The 17,836-nt window shown below is 67.4% G+C and carries 15 protein-coding genes; 4 read left to right on the top strand and 11 right to left on the bottom strand.

Annotation, left to right across the window (positions count from 1 at the left end; translation table 11 throughout):
* Position 1: 1 nt before the first annotated feature.
* The 11 genes from LJ760_RS04100 to uraD form a co-directional block, all read right to left on the bottom strand.
* Complete coding sequence (locus LJ760_RS04100; RefSeq protein WP_227919554.1) at positions 2-517, bottom strand: TRAP transporter small permease; 516 nt, start codon at positions 515-517, stop codon at positions 2-4.
* Between the two features lie 2 nt (positions 518-519).
* The gene (locus LJ760_RS04105; RefSeq protein WP_227919557.1) at positions 520-1,530 is read right to left on the bottom strand and encodes a DctP family TRAP transporter solute-binding subunit; all 1,011 of its coding nucleotides are present in this window, start codon (positions 1,528-1,530) and stop codon (positions 520-522) included.
* 242 nt (positions 1,531-1,772) lie between these two features.
* Entirely contained in the window at positions 1,773-2,462 is a 690-nt protein-coding gene (locus LJ760_RS04110; RefSeq protein WP_227919559.1) for a FadR/GntR family transcriptional regulator, read from the bottom strand.
* Between the two features lie 129 nt (positions 2,463-2,591).
* Positions 2,592-3,437: an HpcH/HpaI aldolase/citrate lyase family protein gene (locus LJ760_RS04115; RefSeq protein ID WP_227919561.1), complete on the bottom strand. Its 846-nt coding sequence runs from the start codon at positions 3,435-3,437 to the stop codon at positions 2,592-2,594.
* Positions 3,438-3,517: 80 nt separating this feature from the next.
* Positions 3,518-5,713, bottom strand: coding sequence for an allantoinase AllB (allB, locus tag LJ760_RS17560; RefSeq protein ID WP_442860631.1), 2,196 nt, complete (start codon positions 5,711-5,713; stop codon positions 3,518-3,520).
* On the bottom strand, positions 5,713-6,537 hold the full coding sequence (locus LJ760_RS04130; protein WP_227919563.1) for a bifunctional allantoicase/(S)-ureidoglycine aminohydrolase: 825 nt from the start codon (positions 6,535-6,537) through the stop codon (positions 5,713-5,715). Before LJ760_RS04130 ends, allB begins: the two co-directional genes overlap by 1 nt.
* Complete coding sequence (locus LJ760_RS04135) at positions 6,537-7,859, bottom strand: DUF6986 family protein (RefSeq protein ID WP_227919568.1); 1,323 nt, start codon at positions 7,857-7,859, stop codon at positions 6,537-6,539. Before LJ760_RS04135 ends, LJ760_RS04130 begins: the two co-directional genes overlap by 1 nt.
* A 7-nt stretch (positions 7,860-7,866) precedes the next feature.
* A complete protein-coding gene (locus LJ760_RS04140; RefSeq protein WP_227919570.1) occupies positions 7,867-9,354 on the bottom strand; it encodes a nucleobase:cation symporter-2 family protein in 1,488 nt (495 codons plus the stop codon).
* Complete coding sequence (pucL, locus tag LJ760_RS04145) at positions 9,354-10,301, bottom strand: factor-independent urate hydroxylase (protein WP_227919573.1); 948 nt, start codon at positions 10,299-10,301, stop codon at positions 9,354-9,356. Before pucL ends, LJ760_RS04140 begins: the two co-directional genes overlap by 1 nt.
* 3 nt (positions 10,302-10,304) lie before the next feature.
* A complete protein-coding gene (gene uraH / locus LJ760_RS04150; protein WP_227919575.1) occupies positions 10,305-10,646 on the bottom strand; it encodes a hydroxyisourate hydrolase in 342 nt (113 codons plus the stop codon).
* Positions 10,643-11,170, bottom strand: coding sequence for a 2-oxo-4-hydroxy-4-carboxy-5-ureidoimidazoline decarboxylase (gene uraD / locus LJ760_RS04155; RefSeq protein ID WP_227919577.1), 528 nt, complete (start codon positions 11,168-11,170; stop codon positions 10,643-10,645). Before uraD ends, uraH begins: the two co-directional genes overlap by 4 nt.
* Positions 11,171-11,408: 238 nt before the next feature.
* On the opposite strand from uraD, the gene LJ760_RS04160 reads away from it, so the two are divergent.
* The 4 genes from LJ760_RS04160 (at position 11,409) to LJ760_RS04175 (ending at position 17,242) form a co-directional block, all read left to right on the top strand.
* Complete coding sequence (locus tag LJ760_RS04160) at positions 11,409-11,921, top strand: DUF3995 domain-containing protein (RefSeq protein WP_227919579.1); 513 nt, start codon at positions 11,409-11,411, stop codon at positions 11,919-11,921.
* 311 nt (positions 11,922-12,232) lie between these two features.
* Positions 12,233-13,378, top strand: a complete 1,146-nt coding sequence (locus LJ760_RS04165) for an XdhC family protein (RefSeq protein ID WP_227920921.1) — start codon at positions 12,233-12,235, stop codon at positions 13,376-13,378.
* A gap of 10 nt (positions 13,379-13,388) precedes the next feature.
* Complete coding sequence (locus LJ760_RS04170; RefSeq protein WP_227919581.1) at positions 13,389-14,279, top strand: FAD binding domain-containing protein; 891 nt, start codon at positions 13,389-13,391, stop codon at positions 14,277-14,279.
* The gene (locus LJ760_RS04175) at positions 14,276-17,242 is read left to right on the top strand and encodes a molybdopterin-dependent oxidoreductase (protein WP_227919586.1); all 2,967 of its coding nucleotides are present in this window, start codon (positions 14,276-14,278) and stop codon (positions 17,240-17,242) included. Before LJ760_RS04170 ends, LJ760_RS04175 begins: the two co-directional genes overlap by 4 nt.
* The last annotated feature ends 594 nt before the right edge of the window (positions 17,243-17,836 follow it).

Consider the following 17,836-nt stretch of genomic DNA (forward strand, 5'->3'; position numbering starts at 1 on the left):
GTTACCCTCCCGGCAGAAGCTGGGTTGAGCTCTGCTCGTCATGTTGAATAACGGTGACGGCCATCTGCACCACTCGAACCATGCTCAGGACGGCTCCGAGGGGCAGCGCGAGCGACAAAAGCCACTGTGGCAGCCCGAGCGCAGGTGTTGCACGACCCCGCTCGAATTGGCTAGTGACCATGTCCCAACCCAGCCACAAGAAGATGGCCAGGAAGGTGAACATCGCGGCTGCTATCGCGATGACCACGATTTTGCGCCAGATCGGGCGGGCAATGTCTTGAAGGACGGTGAAGGCCGGGTGTGCGTTCATGCGGATGGCGGCTGAGGTTCCGATCATGATCAGGTACACGGCCAGACCTACAACGAGTTCGTTGCTCCACGAGAGCGACGCATGAAGCGCATAACGGCTGACTACATTGGCGAACGCCAGGAGCGTGATGCTCGCAAAGGTGGCGACGATCAGTGCATTCTCGAGCGAAGTCAGCGTGCGGTCGAAAGGGGATGCGACTGCCTTCATCGCTACTTGGGCTTCACTGCTTCGGAGAGATCCGCCGTCCAAACCGATTCATACTTCTCATAAATCGGCCCCATGGAATCGCGGAAGACGGAAACCTGTTGCTCATCGAGCTCGGTGACCGTCATCGTCGACTTCATTTCCGCAAGCTGCTCCTCACCGCGTTCACGGTTGGTCTTTTTCTGCAGCTCGTTGGCCTCGGCGGCTGCCTTCTGAACGAGTTCTTTATCCGAGTCGCTCAGCTCGTCATACATATCCTTGTTCATGCCCAGCATGAGCGGGTCGTAAATGTAGTTCCAGACAGTCAGATACTCCTGGACCTCCATCAGGCCGTTGGAGGCAATGACGTCGTAGGGATTTTCCTGGCCGTCGATGGTTCCGTTCTGCAGCGAGGTGAATACTTCGCTGAAGTTCATGGTTATCGGGTCTGCACCCATTTCGGAATAGATGTCGAGGAACATGCTCGAACCGGGGACTCGGAATTTCAAGGCCTTCAGGTCGTCTGGGGCTGTAATTTCTTTGCTGTTGTTAGTGATCTGGCGGAACCCTGACTCCCCGAACCCAAGGAGTTCGACTCCCTGCTCGTTGGCTAGTTCCTTGTAGGCATCGAGTGCGCCAGCTTCGATAGCCGCGTCTGCTTCCTCATAGTCCTTATAGAGGAATGGGGCATTGATGGCACCGTATCGGGAATCGATGCCGGAGTAGATGATGGTCGAGTTGTAGGAAAAGGCCTTGTCACCGTTCATCAGTTGCTCGACGCCGGCAGCCGGGTCTCCACCGGAGAGCTGCTCATTTGCGTAGACGTTAACCGTGATGCGTCCATCGCTCTCGTCATTGAGAATCTCTGCGAACCGTTCGGCACCCAAGTACCAACTCGACGTATCGCTTACGGTCACGGTGAAGTCCCAGTTATATGTCTCCCCCTCTGCCCCGGCCCCTGCGTTACTGGATCCGGAACCACACGCGGTTAGCATCAGCGCGACAGTCAATACGGGAACAATTTGCTTCGCCTTCATTCTTCTCCTCCTTGAGTGATACTCCCCCAGCAACGGTGGTTGTCTGGCGGAGGGCGGTGCGGTGTTGCGCGAGGTTGGATTAACCAAGTTCAAACACAGGTGCAACGTCGGTGTGGCACTGCGAGTACACCCAGTGTGACCTAGTTGGTAATACCAGACAAGAGTTTGGAGTAACCAGATTTAAATACTTTTGTGCGCAATCTGGGCGCGGCAGGAATACGGGAGAATCTCCTCCCACTCCGCTAAGTGGCGTGCTTAATGAGTTCGTCAAGCCAGGAGAAGTGAGCATCAACGGCAACAACGGCGGCGCCTTCATCTCCGGACTGCACCGCATCCAGAATCGCCCGATGCAGGACGCGCATTCGGACCCGGTCCTGATCGAGTGCGAGGTGGCGCATGGTATTGGACAGGACGGTAGAGAGGACTTTGGCGAAAAACACCAACCCTTGCGATCCCGAGGCATTAAAGAGCGCTTGATGGAATGCCATGTCCGCCGCATGTAGTTCAGATGAGTCGTCAGAGGCATCCATGCGGTCCACCGCTACGGCCATGTGGGCACAGTTGACGTGGTCAACACGCCTCGCAGCTTCGATCGCTGCCTGCCGCTCCAGCGCCACGCGAACCGGGACCAGAGAATCAACCGTTATTTTCGATCCCATCAGCCCCAGGGTCAGCACTTCACTAACCGTTTCCGGACGAAGCCCGATGACGAAAGTCCCAGCCCTGTCCCTTCGCTCCAAGACACCCAGCGACTCCAGCCGGCCTATGCGGTCTCGAAGAGCTGTCCGGCTCACGTTGAACCTCAGCGCCTGCTCACGTTCACTGGGCAGGCGGTCCCCTGGTTCCATAGTGACAATCTGATTCATGAGCATGCCCATGATCGCGTCGCCGAAAAGCAGATCCTGAGAAGCCGTAGGCGGCTGAAACTCCATGCGTTGATGGTACCTTCCGCGGGAAACTGGTATTACCACTGCGACGCCCCGGCGCTGCGGACCAGCCGTTGAAGCAATACAGCTGTGGCACCCGGACCGGATGCCACAGCTGTGCGGAACGAATAACGCTTAGGCGTTCCAGAGTCCGTAGGAGTCCGCCAGCGAGGAGATCTTCTGGGCGCGGGCCAGGCGCGGCAGGTAGGAGCCGTCGCCCACCACGGCACCGGCGGCGTGTGCTTCCAGCAGCTCGTGGGCCCAGGTGATTTCCGAGCCGCTCGGCGAGAGACCCTGGTTGATGAAGTCCGTAGCCTCGGGCATCAGGCACAGCTTGCCGGTCATACCCATGCTCTGGGTGACCTTGCAGGCGTCCAGCAGCTTCTCGCCCAGTGCACCGACGGTGGGACCGTCGATGGGGCCGGGCAGCTGGCCGACGCGGGAAGCGACCACGAGCTTGGAGCGGGCGTAAGCCAGGGCCATCGGATCATCCGAGGCGCCGGTGTCGCGGCGGAAATCGCCGACGCCGAACGCAAGGCGGAACGTGCCCGGCGCGCTGGCGATGGCGGTGGCGTTTTCAATGCCGAGGGCCGATTCCACGAGGGCGAGCACCGGGGTGCCGGCCTGCAGCCGCATGGCCGTATGGGTGACCTGCTCAGGCTTTTCGGTCATCGCGAGCATCACGCCGCGCAGGCCCGGAGCCTTGGAGAGGGCGGCGAGGTCATCGGCCCAGTACTCGGTTTCGATGCCGTTGACGCGCACCCAGGCGGTCATGCCGGTGGACAATGCCTCGACAACCCGTTCGCGGGCTTCGGCCTTGCCGCCGGCCGGAACGGCGTCTTCCATGTCGAAGACCACCGAATCGGCCTCGGACGCCAGCGCCGGTGCAAAGTTCGCTTCGTCTGCGGCGGATGCCAGCAGCCAGGAACGGGACAGTTTTGCGGGAAGGGCAGCGGCGCGGCTGTTTCGGAAGGGGGCCATACAGAAGACATTACTTTCAGGGTCGGCGGTTGCGTAAATGCGACGGGCGTCATGTGGGCACCGTCACGCAAACAGTCCGCCTACGCCCCGCCCCGCCGCAGCAGCCGGCCGGCCGGAGCGGCGGGGTCGACGTCGACTCCCGCCAGCAGCGTGCGGCGTACTACTCCGGTGAGCTGCTTCCCCGCGTAAGGCGTGACGGGATTCTTGTGCTGCAGGGCGGCAGGGTCCACGGTGAAGGTTTCCCCGGCCGCAAAGACGGCGAAATCGGCGTCCTTGCCCGGAACAATGCCGCCCTTCCGGTCCAAGCCGGCCAACGCTGCGGGCGCGGCGGACATCCAGTGCAGCACCCGCTCCAGCGGAATTCCCCGGGTGCGGGCCTCGGTCCAGATCAGCGGCAGGCCCAGCTGCAGCGAGGACACCCCGCCCCAGGCAACGCCGAAGTCCCCGCGCACCAGGTCCTTCAGGTCCTGGGTGCTGGGCGAGTGGTCCGAGACAATGCAGTCGATGGTCCCGTCCGCCAGTCCGGCCCAGAGCTGTTCCCGGTTCGCTTCCCCGCGGATGGGCGGGCAGCATTTGAACGCCGTGGCGCCGTCGGGAATCTCCTCGGCGGTCAGGGTCAGGTAGTGCGGGCAGGTCTCGGCGGTGAGGCGGACGCCGTCGTCCTTCGCCGCGCGGATCAGGGGCAGCGCCTCGGCGGAGGACAGGTGCAGGATGTGTGCCCGCGCTCCGGTGCGCCGTGCCGCCTCGATGACCTGTCCGACGGCGGTGTTTTCCGCTTCCGGCGGCCGCGAGGCCAGGAAGCCTGCGTACCGCGAACCGGCCGGAGTGGACTGGATCTTGTCCGGGTCTTCGGCGTGGACAATCAGCAGGGCGTCGAAGGTCTTCAGTTCGGCGAGGACGGTTTCCATTTCCGCCGGTTCCAGGTGCGGGAATTCGTCGACGCCGGAGTGGACCAGGAAGCACTTGAAGCCGAACACGCCGGCGTCATGCAGGGGACGCAGGTCCGCTTCGTTTCCGGGAACGGCTCCGCCCCAGAAGCCGACGTCGACGGCGGACTGCGGCGCTGCGCAGGCCCGCTTGGTCTCCAGCGCCGCCACGTTCACGGTGGGCGGGATGCTGTTCAGCGGCATGTCGATCAGCGTGGTGACCCCGCCGGCCGCCGCCGCCCGGGTGGCCGAAGCGAACCCCTCCCACTCGGTGCGGCCCGGCTCGTTCACGTGCACATGGGAGTCCACCAGTCCGGGCAGCAGCGTTTCGTCCTCGGCAAGTTCCAGCAGCCGCTCCCCTTCCAGCCCGGTGCCCAGCGGGACGACGGCGGCAATCGAGCCGTTCCGCACGGCCACCTCCGCCGGAACAATCCCTTCCGGAGTCAGGACGGCCTGGCCGCGGATCACCAGGTCGTAGCGGTCCGCCGCCGGCGTGGCGGCCCGCGCCTTCGACGGCGCCTCGGGGGCCTCCGCGGTGCGCGCCGCAGCCTCCGCGTCCAACCAGTCGAAGGCCACGGAAGCCGGTGCCGCGTATTCCAGCGACACCTCCCCGCGGTAGCCGCCGCTGCGGCTCGCCCGGACCCACTCCGCCAGGGGCAGGGCTCCGGTTCCGGGCGCACCGCGGCCGGGAGCATCGGCAATCTGGACGTGCCCGAACCGGCCGGCGTCGGCGGCCACCAGCGCCTCGACGTCGTCGCCGTTCACCGCCAGATGGTAGAAATCGGCGAGCAGCGCCGTGTTCGCCGCCCCGGCGTCGTGCACCCGGTCCAGCACCGCGAACACGTCCGCCGCTGTTTTCAGGGGATAGTCCGGGGCGCCGCTGAGCGGTTCCAGGAGCACGGTTCCACCGAAGGGCGCGACGGCGCGGGCCGCCTCCAGCAGGTTCCGCGTGGCTTCGGCATCCTGCTCCTCGGGACTGAAGCGGGGATTGCGGTTGCCGTAGAGGGCGTTGAACAGCCGGCAGCCCAGCCGTTCCCCGATTCCCGCCACCACCTGCACGTTGGCCCGGAAATCCGCTCCCCGGTGCGGCAGGGAGAGCAGTCCGCGTTCGCCCGCGGGCATTGTCCCGGCGTCGAAGTTCAAAGCCCCCAGGCGCACCCCGGCGTCGCGGATGGCTGCCTCGAACTCGGCCACCTGTGCCTGCGGCGGGACCGGTTCGGGAAACGGCCACCACAATTCCACGGTGTCGAAGCCCGCGGCCCGCGCGGCGGCCGGACGTTCCAGCAGGGGAAGTTCGGTGAACAGGATGGAGCAGTTCACCGAGTATCCGGAGCGGGCGCCGTCGTTCATCACCGGCCTCCCAGCAGGACCTGGCGGTTCACGTCCTTATATAGGAGGTAGCGGAAGTTCGAGGGGCCGCCGGCGTAACAGGCCTGCGGGCAGAACGCGCGCAGGGACAGGTAATCGCCTTCCTCCACCTCCACCCAGTCCTGGTTGAGCCGGTACACCGCCTTGCCCTCGAGCACGTACAGCCCGTGCTCCATCACATGGGTTTCGGCGAAGGGAATCACGGCACCGGGTTCAAAGGTCACCACGTTCACGTGCATGTCATAGGCGACGTCGTCCACCGGGATCATCCGGGTGGTGCGCCATTTGTTGTCCGTGCCGGGCATCGGCGTCGGCGCGATGTCCGCCTCGTTGCCGAACAGCGGCGCCGGAGTATGCCCGACCAGCGGCTGGTAGGCCTTGCGGATCCACGCGAATTTCACCGTTTCCTGCCCCTCGTTGAACGCTCCCCACAGCGTTTCCGGCGGCAGGTAGGCGAACCCGCCCGGAGTCAGCTCATGGTCCCGGCCCAGGCGGCGGACGGTCAGGGTGCCCTCGAGGACGAAAATGAAGGACTGCACTTCAAGCTCCGGCTCGGGGGCGCGGGAGCCGCCGCCCGGGGCCACCTCCATCAGGTACTGGGCGAAGGTGGTGGCCCCGCCGGCGACCGGCCGGTTGAGGATCCAGGCACGGGTACCGGTCCATTCGGGCAGCACGCTGACCACGATGTCCCGCAGCACGCCGCGGGGAATCACGGTGTAGGCCTCGGTGACCACGGCCCGTCCGGTGAGCAGATCGGTCTGTGCGGGCAGGCCGCCCTCGGGGGCGTAGTAGCGGGGCGTGTTCACTATCGGACCTTTTCTTCGGGTGCGGAGGTGGTGGTGGTGGTGGTGGCGGGCCGGGCGGCTGGATGGGCGAGGGCGGCAAGTTCGACGCCGGTTAGCCCGGTGTCCCGCGCAACCTCGGCGTCGGTGAGTGCTCCGCACAGCAGCCCGCGGGAGACAAACCGGGCCAGCGCACGGGCCGTGGCCGGTTCGTCGAGCACGCTGCCGCCGCGTTTCTGCACGTAATTGCGCAGGCGCACCGCGGCGGCGTCGAACCCCTCCCGGTAGAAGGCATAGGTGGCCAGGAAGCGGGTGGGCAGCTGCGCCGGATGCAGGTCCCAGCCCTGGTAAAAGCCGCGTTCCAGGGATCGGCGCACCAGCCGGGCGTGCAGCTGCCAGGCCGAGAGGATCTCGGCGGGTGTACCCAGCGGCAGGATGTTGGTGGAGCCGTCGGAGAGCCGGACGCCGGTGCCAGCGGCGGCTACCTGCATCACGGCCTTGGCGTAGTCCGCGGCCGGATGCTCCATGGACTGGTAGGCGGCGGCGATCTGTACTGAATCGGAATAGTCGTAGGTGCCGTAGTGCAGGGCCGAAACCCGGCCCTTGGCCCGGTGGATCAGCTGCGCGGCGGGCACGGTGCCGTTGGCGGCCAGGATCAGCTGCGGGGTTTCCAGCTGGACCTCGAACCGGAGCCGGCCTTCGGGCAGCCCGTGGGCGTCCTCCAGCAGTTCGCAGACGTAGACCATGGCTTCGACCTGTTCCACGGTGGAGACCTTGGGCAGGGTCAGCACCAGTCCGTCCGGCAGCGGCCCGGCTGCCAGCAGGCCGGCCAGGAACAGGTCCAGGGTGCGGACGCCGCGGGCGCGGGTGGCAGCTTCGAAGGACTTGAACCGGATGCCGACAAACGGCGGGGCGGTTCCGGCCGCGACCGCCCCGGCCACGGCGGCGGCTGCCTGCCGGGCATGGCCGTCCTCTTCGTCGTCGGGCCGGATACCGTAGCCGTCCTCGAAGTCGAGGCGTAGGTCCTCGATCGGTTCGGTGCGCAGTTTCGCCTCGACCAGCGGGACGACGGCGGCGGCCGTTCCGGCGTCGATCCCCAGTTGCTCCGCCAGCCCGGCGAGGCTGCCGTGCTCCGCCACCGCGGCCAGTCCCTCTGCACCCCAGCTTCCGGGGAGGGCGGGCACGCAGCGGTCCGCCGGGATGTAGACGGTGTGCACGGGCTGGCGGCTGCCGTCGTCGCCGGGGTAGGCGGCGGCCAGCAGCCGGTCGGTGTCTGCGAGGACGGCGTCCAGCCGGGCTCTGTGCTCGGCGCCGAGGACGGGTTCGGGCGTAAGGGGTGGTGTCACGGTGATCCTAATGGGGTTCGGTTCCGGTGGTGGTCAGCGGGATTTCCTGTCCGTCGGCGTCCAGCAGCTTGCCGTCCTGCACATGGTCGCCTTCCTTCAGCGCCGCCAGGTTCTCGACCCGCACAATCCGGTCGGCGCCTTCGGCGAAGACGGAGGGGTCCTTCGGGTTTCCCGAGCGGATGTGGTTGAACAGGATGTTCATCAGGATGGCCATAACGGCGGCGGAGCTGATGCCGGAGTGGAAAATGGTGCCGAACCAGGTGGGGAACCGGTCGTAGAAGGTGGGGGCGGCAATCGGGATCATGCCGAAGCCGATGGACGTGGCAACAATGACAAAGTTCATGTTGTCCCGGTAGTCCACCTTGGCCAGGGTGCGGATACCGCTGGCCGCCACCGTGCCGAACAGGACAATTCCGGCGCCGCCGAGCACCGGCGTCGGCACGGCTGCCACTACCCGCCCAAGGATCGGCAACAGGCCAAGGATGACCAGGATCAATCCGCCGGCGCTGACCACAAATCGGCTCTTGACCCCGGTGATGGCCACCAGGCCCACGTTCTGGGCGAAGGCGCTCTGCGTGAAGGAGTTGAAGACCGGGGACAGGGCGCTGGAAAGCATGTCGGCCCGCAGGCCGTTGCCGATCCGCTTGGCGTCCACCTTGGTGTCCACAATCTCGCCCACGGCAATGATGTCCGCGGTGGTTTCGGTGAGGGTCACCAGGATGACGATCACCATGGAAATGATGGCCGCCGCCTCGAAGGTGGGCAGCCCGAAGGCGAAGGGCTGCGGGAACGCGAACACGGGGCCGGTGCCCACCCCGGAGAAATCGGCCTTGCCGGTGACGAGTGCGAAGACCGTGCCCAGGACAATGGCAATGAGGATGGACAGCCGGGAAATGGCGGAGCTGCCCAGTTTGCTCAGCAGCAGCACCAGCAGCAGGGTCAGCCCGGCCAGCCCGATGTTGGAGACGCTGCCGTAGTCCGGGGCGGCGCTGCTGCCGCCCATGGCCCAGTTGGCCGCCACGGGCATCAGGGTCAGTCCGATGGTGGTGATGACGACGCCGGTGACCACCGGCGGGAAGAAGCGGATCACCCTGGCGAACACCGGGGTAATCAGCAGCCCGATCAAGGACGCGACGATCACGGCGCCGAAGACGGACTGCAGCCCGCCGCCGCCGTCGAGAATGGCGGTCATGGTCGCCACCCCGGCGAAGGACACACCCTGGACCAGGGGCAGCTGGGAGCCGAAGAACGGGATGCCGACGGTCTGCAGCAGGGTGGCCAGCCCGCCGACAAACAGGCAGGCGGCCACCAGCATGCCGACGTCGGTGGGATCCAGGCCGGCGGCGGTGCCGACAATCAGCGGCGGGGCGATGATCCCGCCGTACATGGTCAGCACGTGCTGGAAGCCGTACGCGAACGTGCTGCCCAGCGGCAGCCGCGCGTCCTCGGGGCGGGCGGCGGCCCGAGCCGGCGCGGCGCGGTGTGCGCGGCTCATCAGCAGAACCCGCCCACGGTGTCCCAGACCGGCGCATCCGGGTCCGTGCCCTCGCGCAGCACGGACGCCTCGATCAGCCCGTAGGGCCGGTCCGCGGCGAAGAAGACTTCGTTGGGGTTGTCCAGCCCGAAGGGTGACAGGTCCACCAGGAAGTGGTGGTTGTTTGGCAGGGAGAGACGCACTTCCACGATTTCCGGGTGGGCAGCGATCACGGCTTTGCCCATTTCATACATGGTCTGCTGCAGGGCCAGGGAGTGCGTGGCGGCGAAGGCGTCCAGGAGCAGGGTCCGCGCGGAGGCGTAGAGGGCGTTGAAATCCAGGGCGGCCAGGTCCGTCTCCGGGGCATAGCGCCATTTGGCCGTGACATCTGTGGCGAGGATCCGGTCCGTGGTTTCGGCGAGGGTGGTGTAGCGGTCCCGCGGGAAACCGTGGAACTCCGAGCCGGTGGATTTAAGCACCGTCAGGCCGCTGATCCCCGAAACCAGGTGCTGGTGCCCGGCTTCGGACAGCAGGAGGGCGCTGCGGATTTCGGATTTGTCCTTGGCGAAGGCGTGGTCATGGTCGCTGATCCGGTTCCAGAAGTACTGCTCCGCGGCCCAGCGTCCACCGGTGACCCATTCGAACCCGCCCGTGAAGTGCTGTTCCAGGCGCAGCAGGAACGCCTCGGGCGAGCCGACGCCGTCGCGGGCGAAGGCGTAGATGGTGTTCTTCTGCGTGTCGGTGGCGACCACGGCGGAGTTGTCCCCCTGGGTGTGGGCGGCCTCGAAGTCGCCGTGCAGCTGGGAGGTGACACTGAGGTCCTCGAGCTGGTGCCGGGCGGTGTCGCGGGTGACCTTCACCAGCCGGACTTCGGCCTTGCCGTATTGATTGCGGCCGAGCACGATCTTCGATTCGGGGCCAGCGGTGGCGGTGTTGGCCCCCGCGGGGGCCTGCGTTGCTTCGGTCATGGCTCAGCTTCCTCGGTAGGTGGAGTAGGCAAACGGGCTCAGCAGCAGCGGCACGTGGTAGTGCTGGCCCGGGTCGGTGAGGCTAAAGGTCAGGGAGACGCTGGGGAAAAAGGTGTCCGTTCCGGCGGCGGCAAAGTATTCGCCGGTGGCGAAGTCGATCCGGTACGTGCCCGCCACCAATTCCGCCGGGCCGAGGCTGCCGATCCGGCCGTCCCCGTCCGTGGTTCCCTCCCCCACCCACGTCTCGCCGCCGTCGTGCAGGGCCCAGAGGGAGGCGGCGACGCCGGCGGCGGGCCTGCCGACGGCGGTGTCCAGGATGTGGGTGGTGACGTGGCTGCGGGTCATGCGTTCAACAGTCCTTCGAGTCGGAGGATGGCGATGTCGCGCAGCTGGGCTGCAATGACGGGGAGTTCTTCGGCGTCGGTGTTCTGCAGCCGTTCTTCGAGGACAGCCAGGATTTCCTCCGCGCTGCGGCCGGCGGCGCGGATGAGGAATACGCGGCCGAACCGGTCTTCGTACGCCCGATTGCCGGCCTGCAGCCGGTCCTGGATCCCCTCGAGCCCGCTCACGGACGCCTGCTCGCTGCGGGAGAAGCGGGCTTCAGTGCCGGTGCCGTCGGCGCGGTCACCGATGCGCGGGTGGTGGGCCAGGGCGGCGTCGATCTCTGCCTGGGTGAAATCCGGGGCAGCCAGTTCGGCGAAACTCAGGAGCTCCCCGGGCGTGCTGAACGGTCGGGCGGCAGCTACCTCGTTGCACCAGCGGGGAATGTCCACGCAGGGCCGCAGCATCGCTTCGGCATCCGGCCGGGACGCGGCGTTGAAGGCGGCAAGGAAATCCGCTGCTTCTGGAGGCGTGTTTTCTGGGGGCACGGGTGTCAGCTTTCAGTCAGAGCTCATCCGCCGCCGGCGCTGGACACCCTTGACCATCGGCGACGCCGACTTGATTCGATGTTCCGGAACGGAATTTATATTTGGGACAGTCTGTGCGCCCCCGCAGTATCTGTCAAGGAACTGCCCGTTATTAAATCCGTAGTATTACCGCAGGTTAATTTGTGCACTGTTCCGCAGGCACTTCCCGTCCGGCGGACCGGCTTCCACAATGACTTCCATGGACGCCTCCGTTGAACGGAAGGCAGGCCGCCGGCAGGCCCCGACCGGGCTCGGCCGTGCCTGTCTATGGACGGCGTGCGCCGCCGGCCTGCTGCACGCCGGCTTCAGCCTCTACTGGGCCCTGGGCGGCCGCTGGCTCCTGGACACCGTGGGCCAGTGGGCCGTGTCCGCAGAGGCATCCTTGCGGACCGGGCTGCTGCTGAGAGCCGTGGCCGCGTTCAAGGCGGCGGCCGCACTGATTCCGACGGCAGCGGCGTACGGCCGGCTGCCGGAGCCGCGCCTCTTGCGGACGCTGAGCTGGATCGGTGCCGTGGTGCTGGTGCTGTACGGGGGTGCGAACACGGTGGTCAGCAATGCCGTGCTGGCGGGGCTGATCCGACCGGACACCGGATACGACCGCACGGCGACGATCGGGCACGCCTGGCTCTGGGACCCGCTGTTCCTGCTGTGGGGTGGAGCCCTGCTCGGCTATCTCGTGCTGTCCCGTGCCGTCTCGCGCCGGACGGGATAACCGCCGGGAACGCGCCCGCTGAGGGAGAACACGCCATTTCCGGCGGGGTATCCCGCCGGAAAGAACCGCGTGGTACGCTTCCCTGCAATTACCGGAGCCCTGAGGGTTTTGAACCGGATTTGCAGTGCCGGAAAGAACATTCTTTTGTGGCCCGCAGTTACAAAGTAATGCGCTTTTGAAATGTTTCATTGTTTTGCGGATTTAAGGCCCCTGCCCGTTCTATCCCGCAGGGGGAACTCACCGCTTTGGTTGCTGGGTTAGCCGGTGGCGGTTGCCGCCGGGTTGCCGGAGGGTAGGCCGCAGTGCTGGACATGTTGGAGGAGTTGGCCGCCGCCACGGCCGAGGGGATTCCCTGCGCCGCGGCGACCATCGTCCGCGCCTCCGGCTCCGTTCCCCGGCCGGTCGGCACCACCATGCTGGTCAGCGGCACCGGGGTGGTTTCCGGTTCCCTTTCGGGCGGCTGCGTGGAGGCCGCCGTCGTCGCCGCGGCCGAGGAGGTCCTCGCTGACCGCCGCCCGCGGTTCGAGTCCTTCGGCTACAGCGACTCCGATGCGTTCGCCGTCGGACTCAGCTGCGGCGGCACCTTGGACGTCTTCATCTCCCCGGTTTTCCCCGGCACGGTTCCTGTCGTTCCACTTCCCGGCGCGCCCTGCGCCCTGCTCCGGCGGATCGACGACGGCGCTGCTTCCGTTCCGTTGCTGATCGGGGACCCGGCAGAGGCAACGCCTGCAGGTCTGCTTTCCGCCCACGGCCCCGACCTGGCCGCGATGCTGGGCATCGACCCGGCGCGTGCCGCCGCCCGCCTCGCTCCGCTGCTGGTGACCGGCCGCACCGGCGTCGTCGAACTGGGAGAGTTTGGCGGGCCGGAGTGCGACGGCGGCAGCGCCGTCCTGTTCCTGGAGTCCAGGCTGGCACCGCCGCGGCTGGTGCTGATCGGGTCCAATGACTTTTCCGCCGCCCTTGCCCGGCAGGGACGGATGCTCGGCTACCACGTGACCATCTGCGACGCGCGGCCTGCGTTCACCGTGCCGGAGCGGTTTCCCGACGCCCACGAGGTGCATGTGCAATGGCCGGACGCGTACCTGCGCGGGGAGGCGTCGGCCGGGCGGCTGGATGCCCGCACCGTGGTGTGCGTGCTCAGCCACGACGCCAGGTTCGACGTTCCGGTCCTGGCCGAGGCCCTGAGTCTAGAGCTGGCCTTTGTCGGGGCAATGGGTTCCCGCCGGACCCACGACGCGCGGCTGGCCGCCCTGCGCGCCGCCGGGGTGACCGGCCCCGAGTTGGCGAAGCTGCACTCCCCCATCGGGCTCGACATCGGCGCCACCACCCCCGAGGAGACCGCAGTATCTGTTTTCGCGGAGATCGTGGCCGCCCGGTCCGAAGCCGCCGCCAGCGGACAACCGCTGCGCGATGTTTCCGGACCCATCCATCCGACCAACCGGCTCCGCGCCAGCTGAGGAAACCCCTATGGACCTGCCCACCGTTTCCGAGCTGATCCGCACCGCGGACCCGCAGCACTGGCGTCCCGGCGACGCCTGGCTTGCGGGCGGCACCGTGCTGTTCTCGTACGGCAGTGAAACCCTGCAGCGGCTGCTGGATGTCACGGCCGCCGGCTGGGAACCGCTGGTGGTGAACGACGTCGGACTCGAGATCGCCGCCACCTGCACCATCGCCGAACTGTATGCCTTCCCGGACGCCGCCGCACCCGGACTGCGGCAGGCCTGGCCGGCACTGGATCTGGTGCAGCCGTGCTGCGACTCCTTCGTGGCCTCCTTCAAGGTCTGGAATGTGTCCACCGTGGGCGGGAACATCTGCACCGGCCTGCCCGCCGGGCCCATGACGTCGCTGACCGCGGCGCTGGACGGCGTCGCCCTGATCCACTCCCCCGACGGCACTTCCCGCCGGGTGCCGGTGGCCGAACTCGTGACCGGCGACGGGCGTACCGCGCTGGCGCCGGGCGAACTGCTGCGCAGCATCTCGCTCCCCGCCGCCGCGCTGCGAGCGCGCACTGCGTTCCGGCGGCTCTCGCTGACCAACCTGGGCCGGTCCGGGGTGCTGCTGATCGGCCGTGTCGACGAGGACGGCTGCTTTGTCCTGACCGTCACTGCGGCGACGAAACGTCCGGTCCAACTTCGTTTTTCCGCGGTGCCGGACGGCGCCGAGCTGCGGGCCGGGCTGGAGGATGCGATTGATGCCGGGCTTTGGCACGACGACGTGCATGGGCTGCCCGAATGGCGGCAGGACATGACCTACCGGCTGGCGGAGGACATCCGTGCCGAACTTGCCATGCCCGTATCCCCTTCCGCCCCCGTGCCCGCACCCGCACCCGCACCCGCACCCGAGGACGGTTCCCTGTGACCTACCGGATCAACAACGCCGAGGTGGAGGCCCGCCCCTTCCCCGGCCAGTGCCTGCGCACCTTCCTCCGCGAACAGGGCAACCTGGGCGTCAAAAAAGGCTGCGACGCCGGCGACTGCGGCGCGTGCACCGTGCATGTGGACGGCAAGCCAGTGCACAGCTGCATCTACCCCGCGGTCCGGGCCGAGGGCCGGGAGATCACCACCATCGAGGGCTTGGCCGACACGGCGGGACGGGCCGACGTCGAGGGACTGGCCGACGGCGCGGGGCGGGCCGACGGCGATGCCCTGCATCCGATGCAGCAGCAGTTCCTGGACGCTCAGGGCTTCCAATGCGGGTTCTGCACCGCCGGCATGGTGATGACCGCCGCGACCTTCGACGAGCAGCAGAAGGAGAACCTGCCCCGGAACCTCAAGGGCAACCTCTGCCGCTGCACCGGCTACCGGAGCATCGAAGATGCCGTCTGCGGGCACCGGCACACTGAAACCAGCACCGCCGGCACCGATTCATCCCCCGGCGGAGCGACCCCCGCGCAGACCGGCGACGGCGCGAGCCTCTCCTCTCCGGCCCACGGCATTGGCGGAACGCAGACCGGCGGCGCCAGGACCGTCGGCGCCAACGTCGCCGCTCCGGCCGGGCCGGACATCGTCACCGGCCGCGCCCGCTACACCCTGGACGTCCCGGCCAAGGACCTGCCCGGGCTGCTGCATCTGAAGATCCTGCGCTCCCCGCACGCACATGCCCGGATCCTGTCCATTGATGCGAGCGCCGCCCTGGCCGTGCCCGGCGTCGAAGCGGTGCTCACCCACGAGGACGCCCCGGACCAGCTCTTCTCCACTGCGCAGCACGAACTGCATACCGACGATCCCGATGACACCCGGGTCCTGGACAACGTCGTCAGGTTCCGCGGCCAGCGGGTGGCCGCCGTCGTCGCCGACACCGTGGGCGCTGCGGCCGAAGGCGTGCGTGCACTGAAGGTCAAGTATGAGCTGCTGCCCGCAGTGCTGGATCCCGAGGCGGCCCTGGCACCCGGCGCTCCGGAGGTCCATCCCGGTACCGCAGGGAACGTCGTGGCGGAACTGCACTCCGAGGTCGGCGACGTTGCCGCCGGACTCGCCGCGGCCGACGTCGTGCACGAAAACACTTACTACAGCCAGCGCCTGCAGCACGTCGCCCTGGAGACCCATGCATCGATCGCGTACTTCGACGAGCTGGGCCGGCTGGTGGTGCGGACCTCCACGCAGGTGCCGTTCCTTGTCCGGCGGGCGCTGTGCCGGGTGTTCGGGCTGAAGCTAGCGTCGGTGCGCGTGCTCGCCGGCCGGGTGGGCGGCGGGTTCGGCGGCAAGCAGGAAATGCTCACCGAGGACCTTGCCGCGCTGGCCGCACTGAAGCTGAACCGGCCGGTGCAGCTGGAACTGACCCGCGAGGAGCAGTTCACCGCCACCACCACCCGGCACCCCTTCGCCGTGAAGGTCCGGGCCGGAGCCTCCGCGGACGGCACCCTGACCGCGCTGGCCCTGGACGTCACCGCCAACACCGGGGCCTACGGCAATCATGCCCCCGGCGTGATGTTCCACGGCTGCGGGGAATCCGTGGCCGTCTACCGGTGCGCCAACAAGAAGGTGGACGCCCGCTCGGTCTACACCAACACACTGCCCTCCGGGGCGTTCCGCGGCTACGGGCTGAGCCAGATGATCTACGCGATCGAGTCCGCCATGGACGAACTCGCCCGCGGTCTGGGCATGGATCCGCTGGACTTCCGCCGCCGCAACGTGGTGGCGCACGGCGACCGCATGGTCTCCACCTCCCCCGAACCTGCCGAAGACGTGCATTACGGCAGTTACGGCCTGGACCAGTGCCTGGAGCTGGTTTCCGGTGCGCTGGCTGCGGGGCGGGAGCGGCCGGAGGCCTCCGGGGCGGAGCTTGTTTCAGCCGCGTCGTCCGGCGACGGTTCGTCCGGAGCGGCCGACGACGGCGGCGGGTGGCTGATCGGTGAGGGCAGCGCCGTCGCCATGATCGACACCGTGCCGCCGCGCGGGCACATCAGCCACGCAAAGATCACCCTGCGTGAGGACGGCCGGTACGGGCTCGACGTCGGCACCGCCGAGTTCGGTAACGGCACCACCACCGTGCACGCGCAGCTGGCCTCGACGGCGCTGCACACCACCGCGGACCGGGTGGTGATCCGGCAATCGGACACCGATCTGGTGGACCACGACACCGGTGCGTACGGCTCCACCGGCACGGTGGTCGCGGGCAAGGCGTCGCTGGCCGCAGCGGAGGAACTGGCCACCCTGCTCAAGGGCTTCGCCGCGTCCCTGTTTAGCTCCACCTCGGCGCAGGTGCATCTGCTGGCGGACGCCGTGGAGTGCGGCGGCGAGCGGATCCCGCTGGCCGACGTCGCCGTCCGGGCACGTGAGGAAGGCATCGACCTGTCCGCGGAGGGCCGGTGGGGCGGCACCCCGCGGTCGGTCGCCTTCAACGTGCAGGGCTTCCGGGTGGCGGTGCATGCCGGGACCGGGGAGATCCGCATCCTGCAGAGCGTGCACGCGGCGGACGCCGGCGTCGTCGTGAATCCGATGCAGTGCCGCGGCCAGATTGAGGGCGGCATTGCCCAGGCCCTCGGGGCGGCATTGTTCGAGGAGGTGCGGATCGACGCCGAGGGCACGGTGGAGACCCGGATCCTGCGCGAATACCACGTCCCCACGTTCGCCGACGTGCCGCGCACGGAGATCTTCTTTGCCGAGACGGACGATTCGCTGGGCCCGATGGGCGCCAAGTCTATGAGCGAAAGCCCGTTCAATCCCGTGGCTCCGGCGCTGGCCAATGCGCTCCGGGATGCCACCGGAATCCGGTTCGCCCGGACGCCGTTTGCCCGGGACCGGGTGTATCTGGGGCTGCGGGACGCGGGGGTTGAAGCCGGGGTTCCGGCGGAACCGGAGGCTGCCGCTCCGGCGGTATAGGGTCTGCGGTGTAGTCCGACTGCCGCACTTGCGGTGTAGGGCCTACCCTGTCCTGCCGCACGCCTTCCGGCGGCGGTGTAGGGCTAGTGGTTTCCCGCCGCTGTGTGTATTTTCCCTCCACTTTGGGAAATCCCTCCGCTGCGCCGTGGCAGGGATTTCCCGAACCGGCAGAGTTTTCCCGAACTGGAAGGGTTTGCGTCGTCCGGAGGCTCCGGCTGAGCGGGAGGCCGCGGCTGAGCGGGGGGGCTCCCGCTGAGCGGGGGCTCCGACGGTGCAGCCCGGCGTCTGTATCCCGGAAATCAGGTGCGAAACCCTGCGGTTTGTGCAATTTCCCTGCGGTTTGTCCGGATCCCTGCGGTTTGTCGGGATTCCTGCGCCGCGCGCGGCAGGATTTGTCACAAACCGAGGGGTTTTCCCAAACCGGAGGAGTTTTTGTGTCCTGCAGCCCGGAAATCAGGTCCGAACTCCTGCGATCTGTCCGATTCCCTGCGGTTTGTCCGGATCCCTGCGGTTTGTCCGATTCCCTGCGGTTTGTCGGGATTCCTGCGCCGCGCGCGGCAGGATTTGTCACAAACCGAGGGGTTTTCCCGAAGC

This window comes from Arthrobacter sp. zg-Y895, from assembly GCF_020731025.1.
In the GTDB taxonomy this organism is placed as follows: domain Bacteria; phylum Actinomycetota; class Actinomycetes; order Actinomycetales; family Micrococcaceae; genus Arthrobacter_B.

What these genes read in the sequence shown, in the direction of transcription:
- LJ760_RS04160 (WP_227919579.1), top strand. Translation starts at nt 11,409, where the DNA reads ATGGACGCCTCCGTTGAACGGAAGGCAGGCCGCCGGCAGGCCCCGACC.
- LJ760_RS04115 (WP_227919561.1), bottom strand. Translation starts at nt 3,437, where the DNA reads ATGGCCCCCTTCCGAAACAGCCGCGCCGCTGCCCTTCCCGCAAAACTG.
- LJ760_RS04165 (WP_227920921.1), top strand. Translation starts at nt 12,233, where the DNA reads ATGTTGGAGGAGTTGGCCGCCGCCACGGCCGAGGGGATTCCCTGCGCC.
- pucL (WP_227919573.1), bottom strand. Translation starts at nt 10,301, where the DNA reads ATGACCGAAGCAACGCAGGCCCCCGCGGGGGCCAACACCGCCACCGCT.
- uraH (WP_227919575.1), bottom strand. Translation starts at nt 10,646, where the DNA reads ATGACCCGCAGCCACGTCACCACCCACATCCTGGACACCGCCGTCGGC.
- LJ760_RS04140 (WP_227919570.1), bottom strand. Translation starts at nt 9,354, where the DNA reads ATGAGCCGCGCACACCGCGCCGCGCCGGCTCGGGCCGCCGCCCGCCCC.
- LJ760_RS04105 (WP_227919557.1), bottom strand. Translation starts at nt 1,530, where the DNA reads ATGAAGGCGAAGCAAATTGTTCCCGTATTGACTGTCGCGCTGATGCTA.
- allB (WP_442860631.1), bottom strand. Translation starts at nt 5,713, where the DNA reads ATGAACGACGGCGCCCGCTCCGGATACTCGGTGAACTGCTCCATCCTG.
- LJ760_RS04170 (WP_227919581.1), top strand. Translation starts at nt 13,389, where the DNA reads ATGGACCTGCCCACCGTTTCCGAGCTGATCCGCACCGCGGACCCGCAG.
- LJ760_RS04100 (WP_227919554.1), bottom strand. Translation starts at nt 517, where the DNA reads ATGAAGGCAGTCGCATCCCCTTTCGACCGCACGCTGACTTCGCTCGAG.
- LJ760_RS04110 (WP_227919559.1), bottom strand. Translation starts at nt 2,462, where the DNA reads ATGGAGTTTCAGCCGCCTACGGCTTCTCAGGATCTGCTTTTCGGCGAC.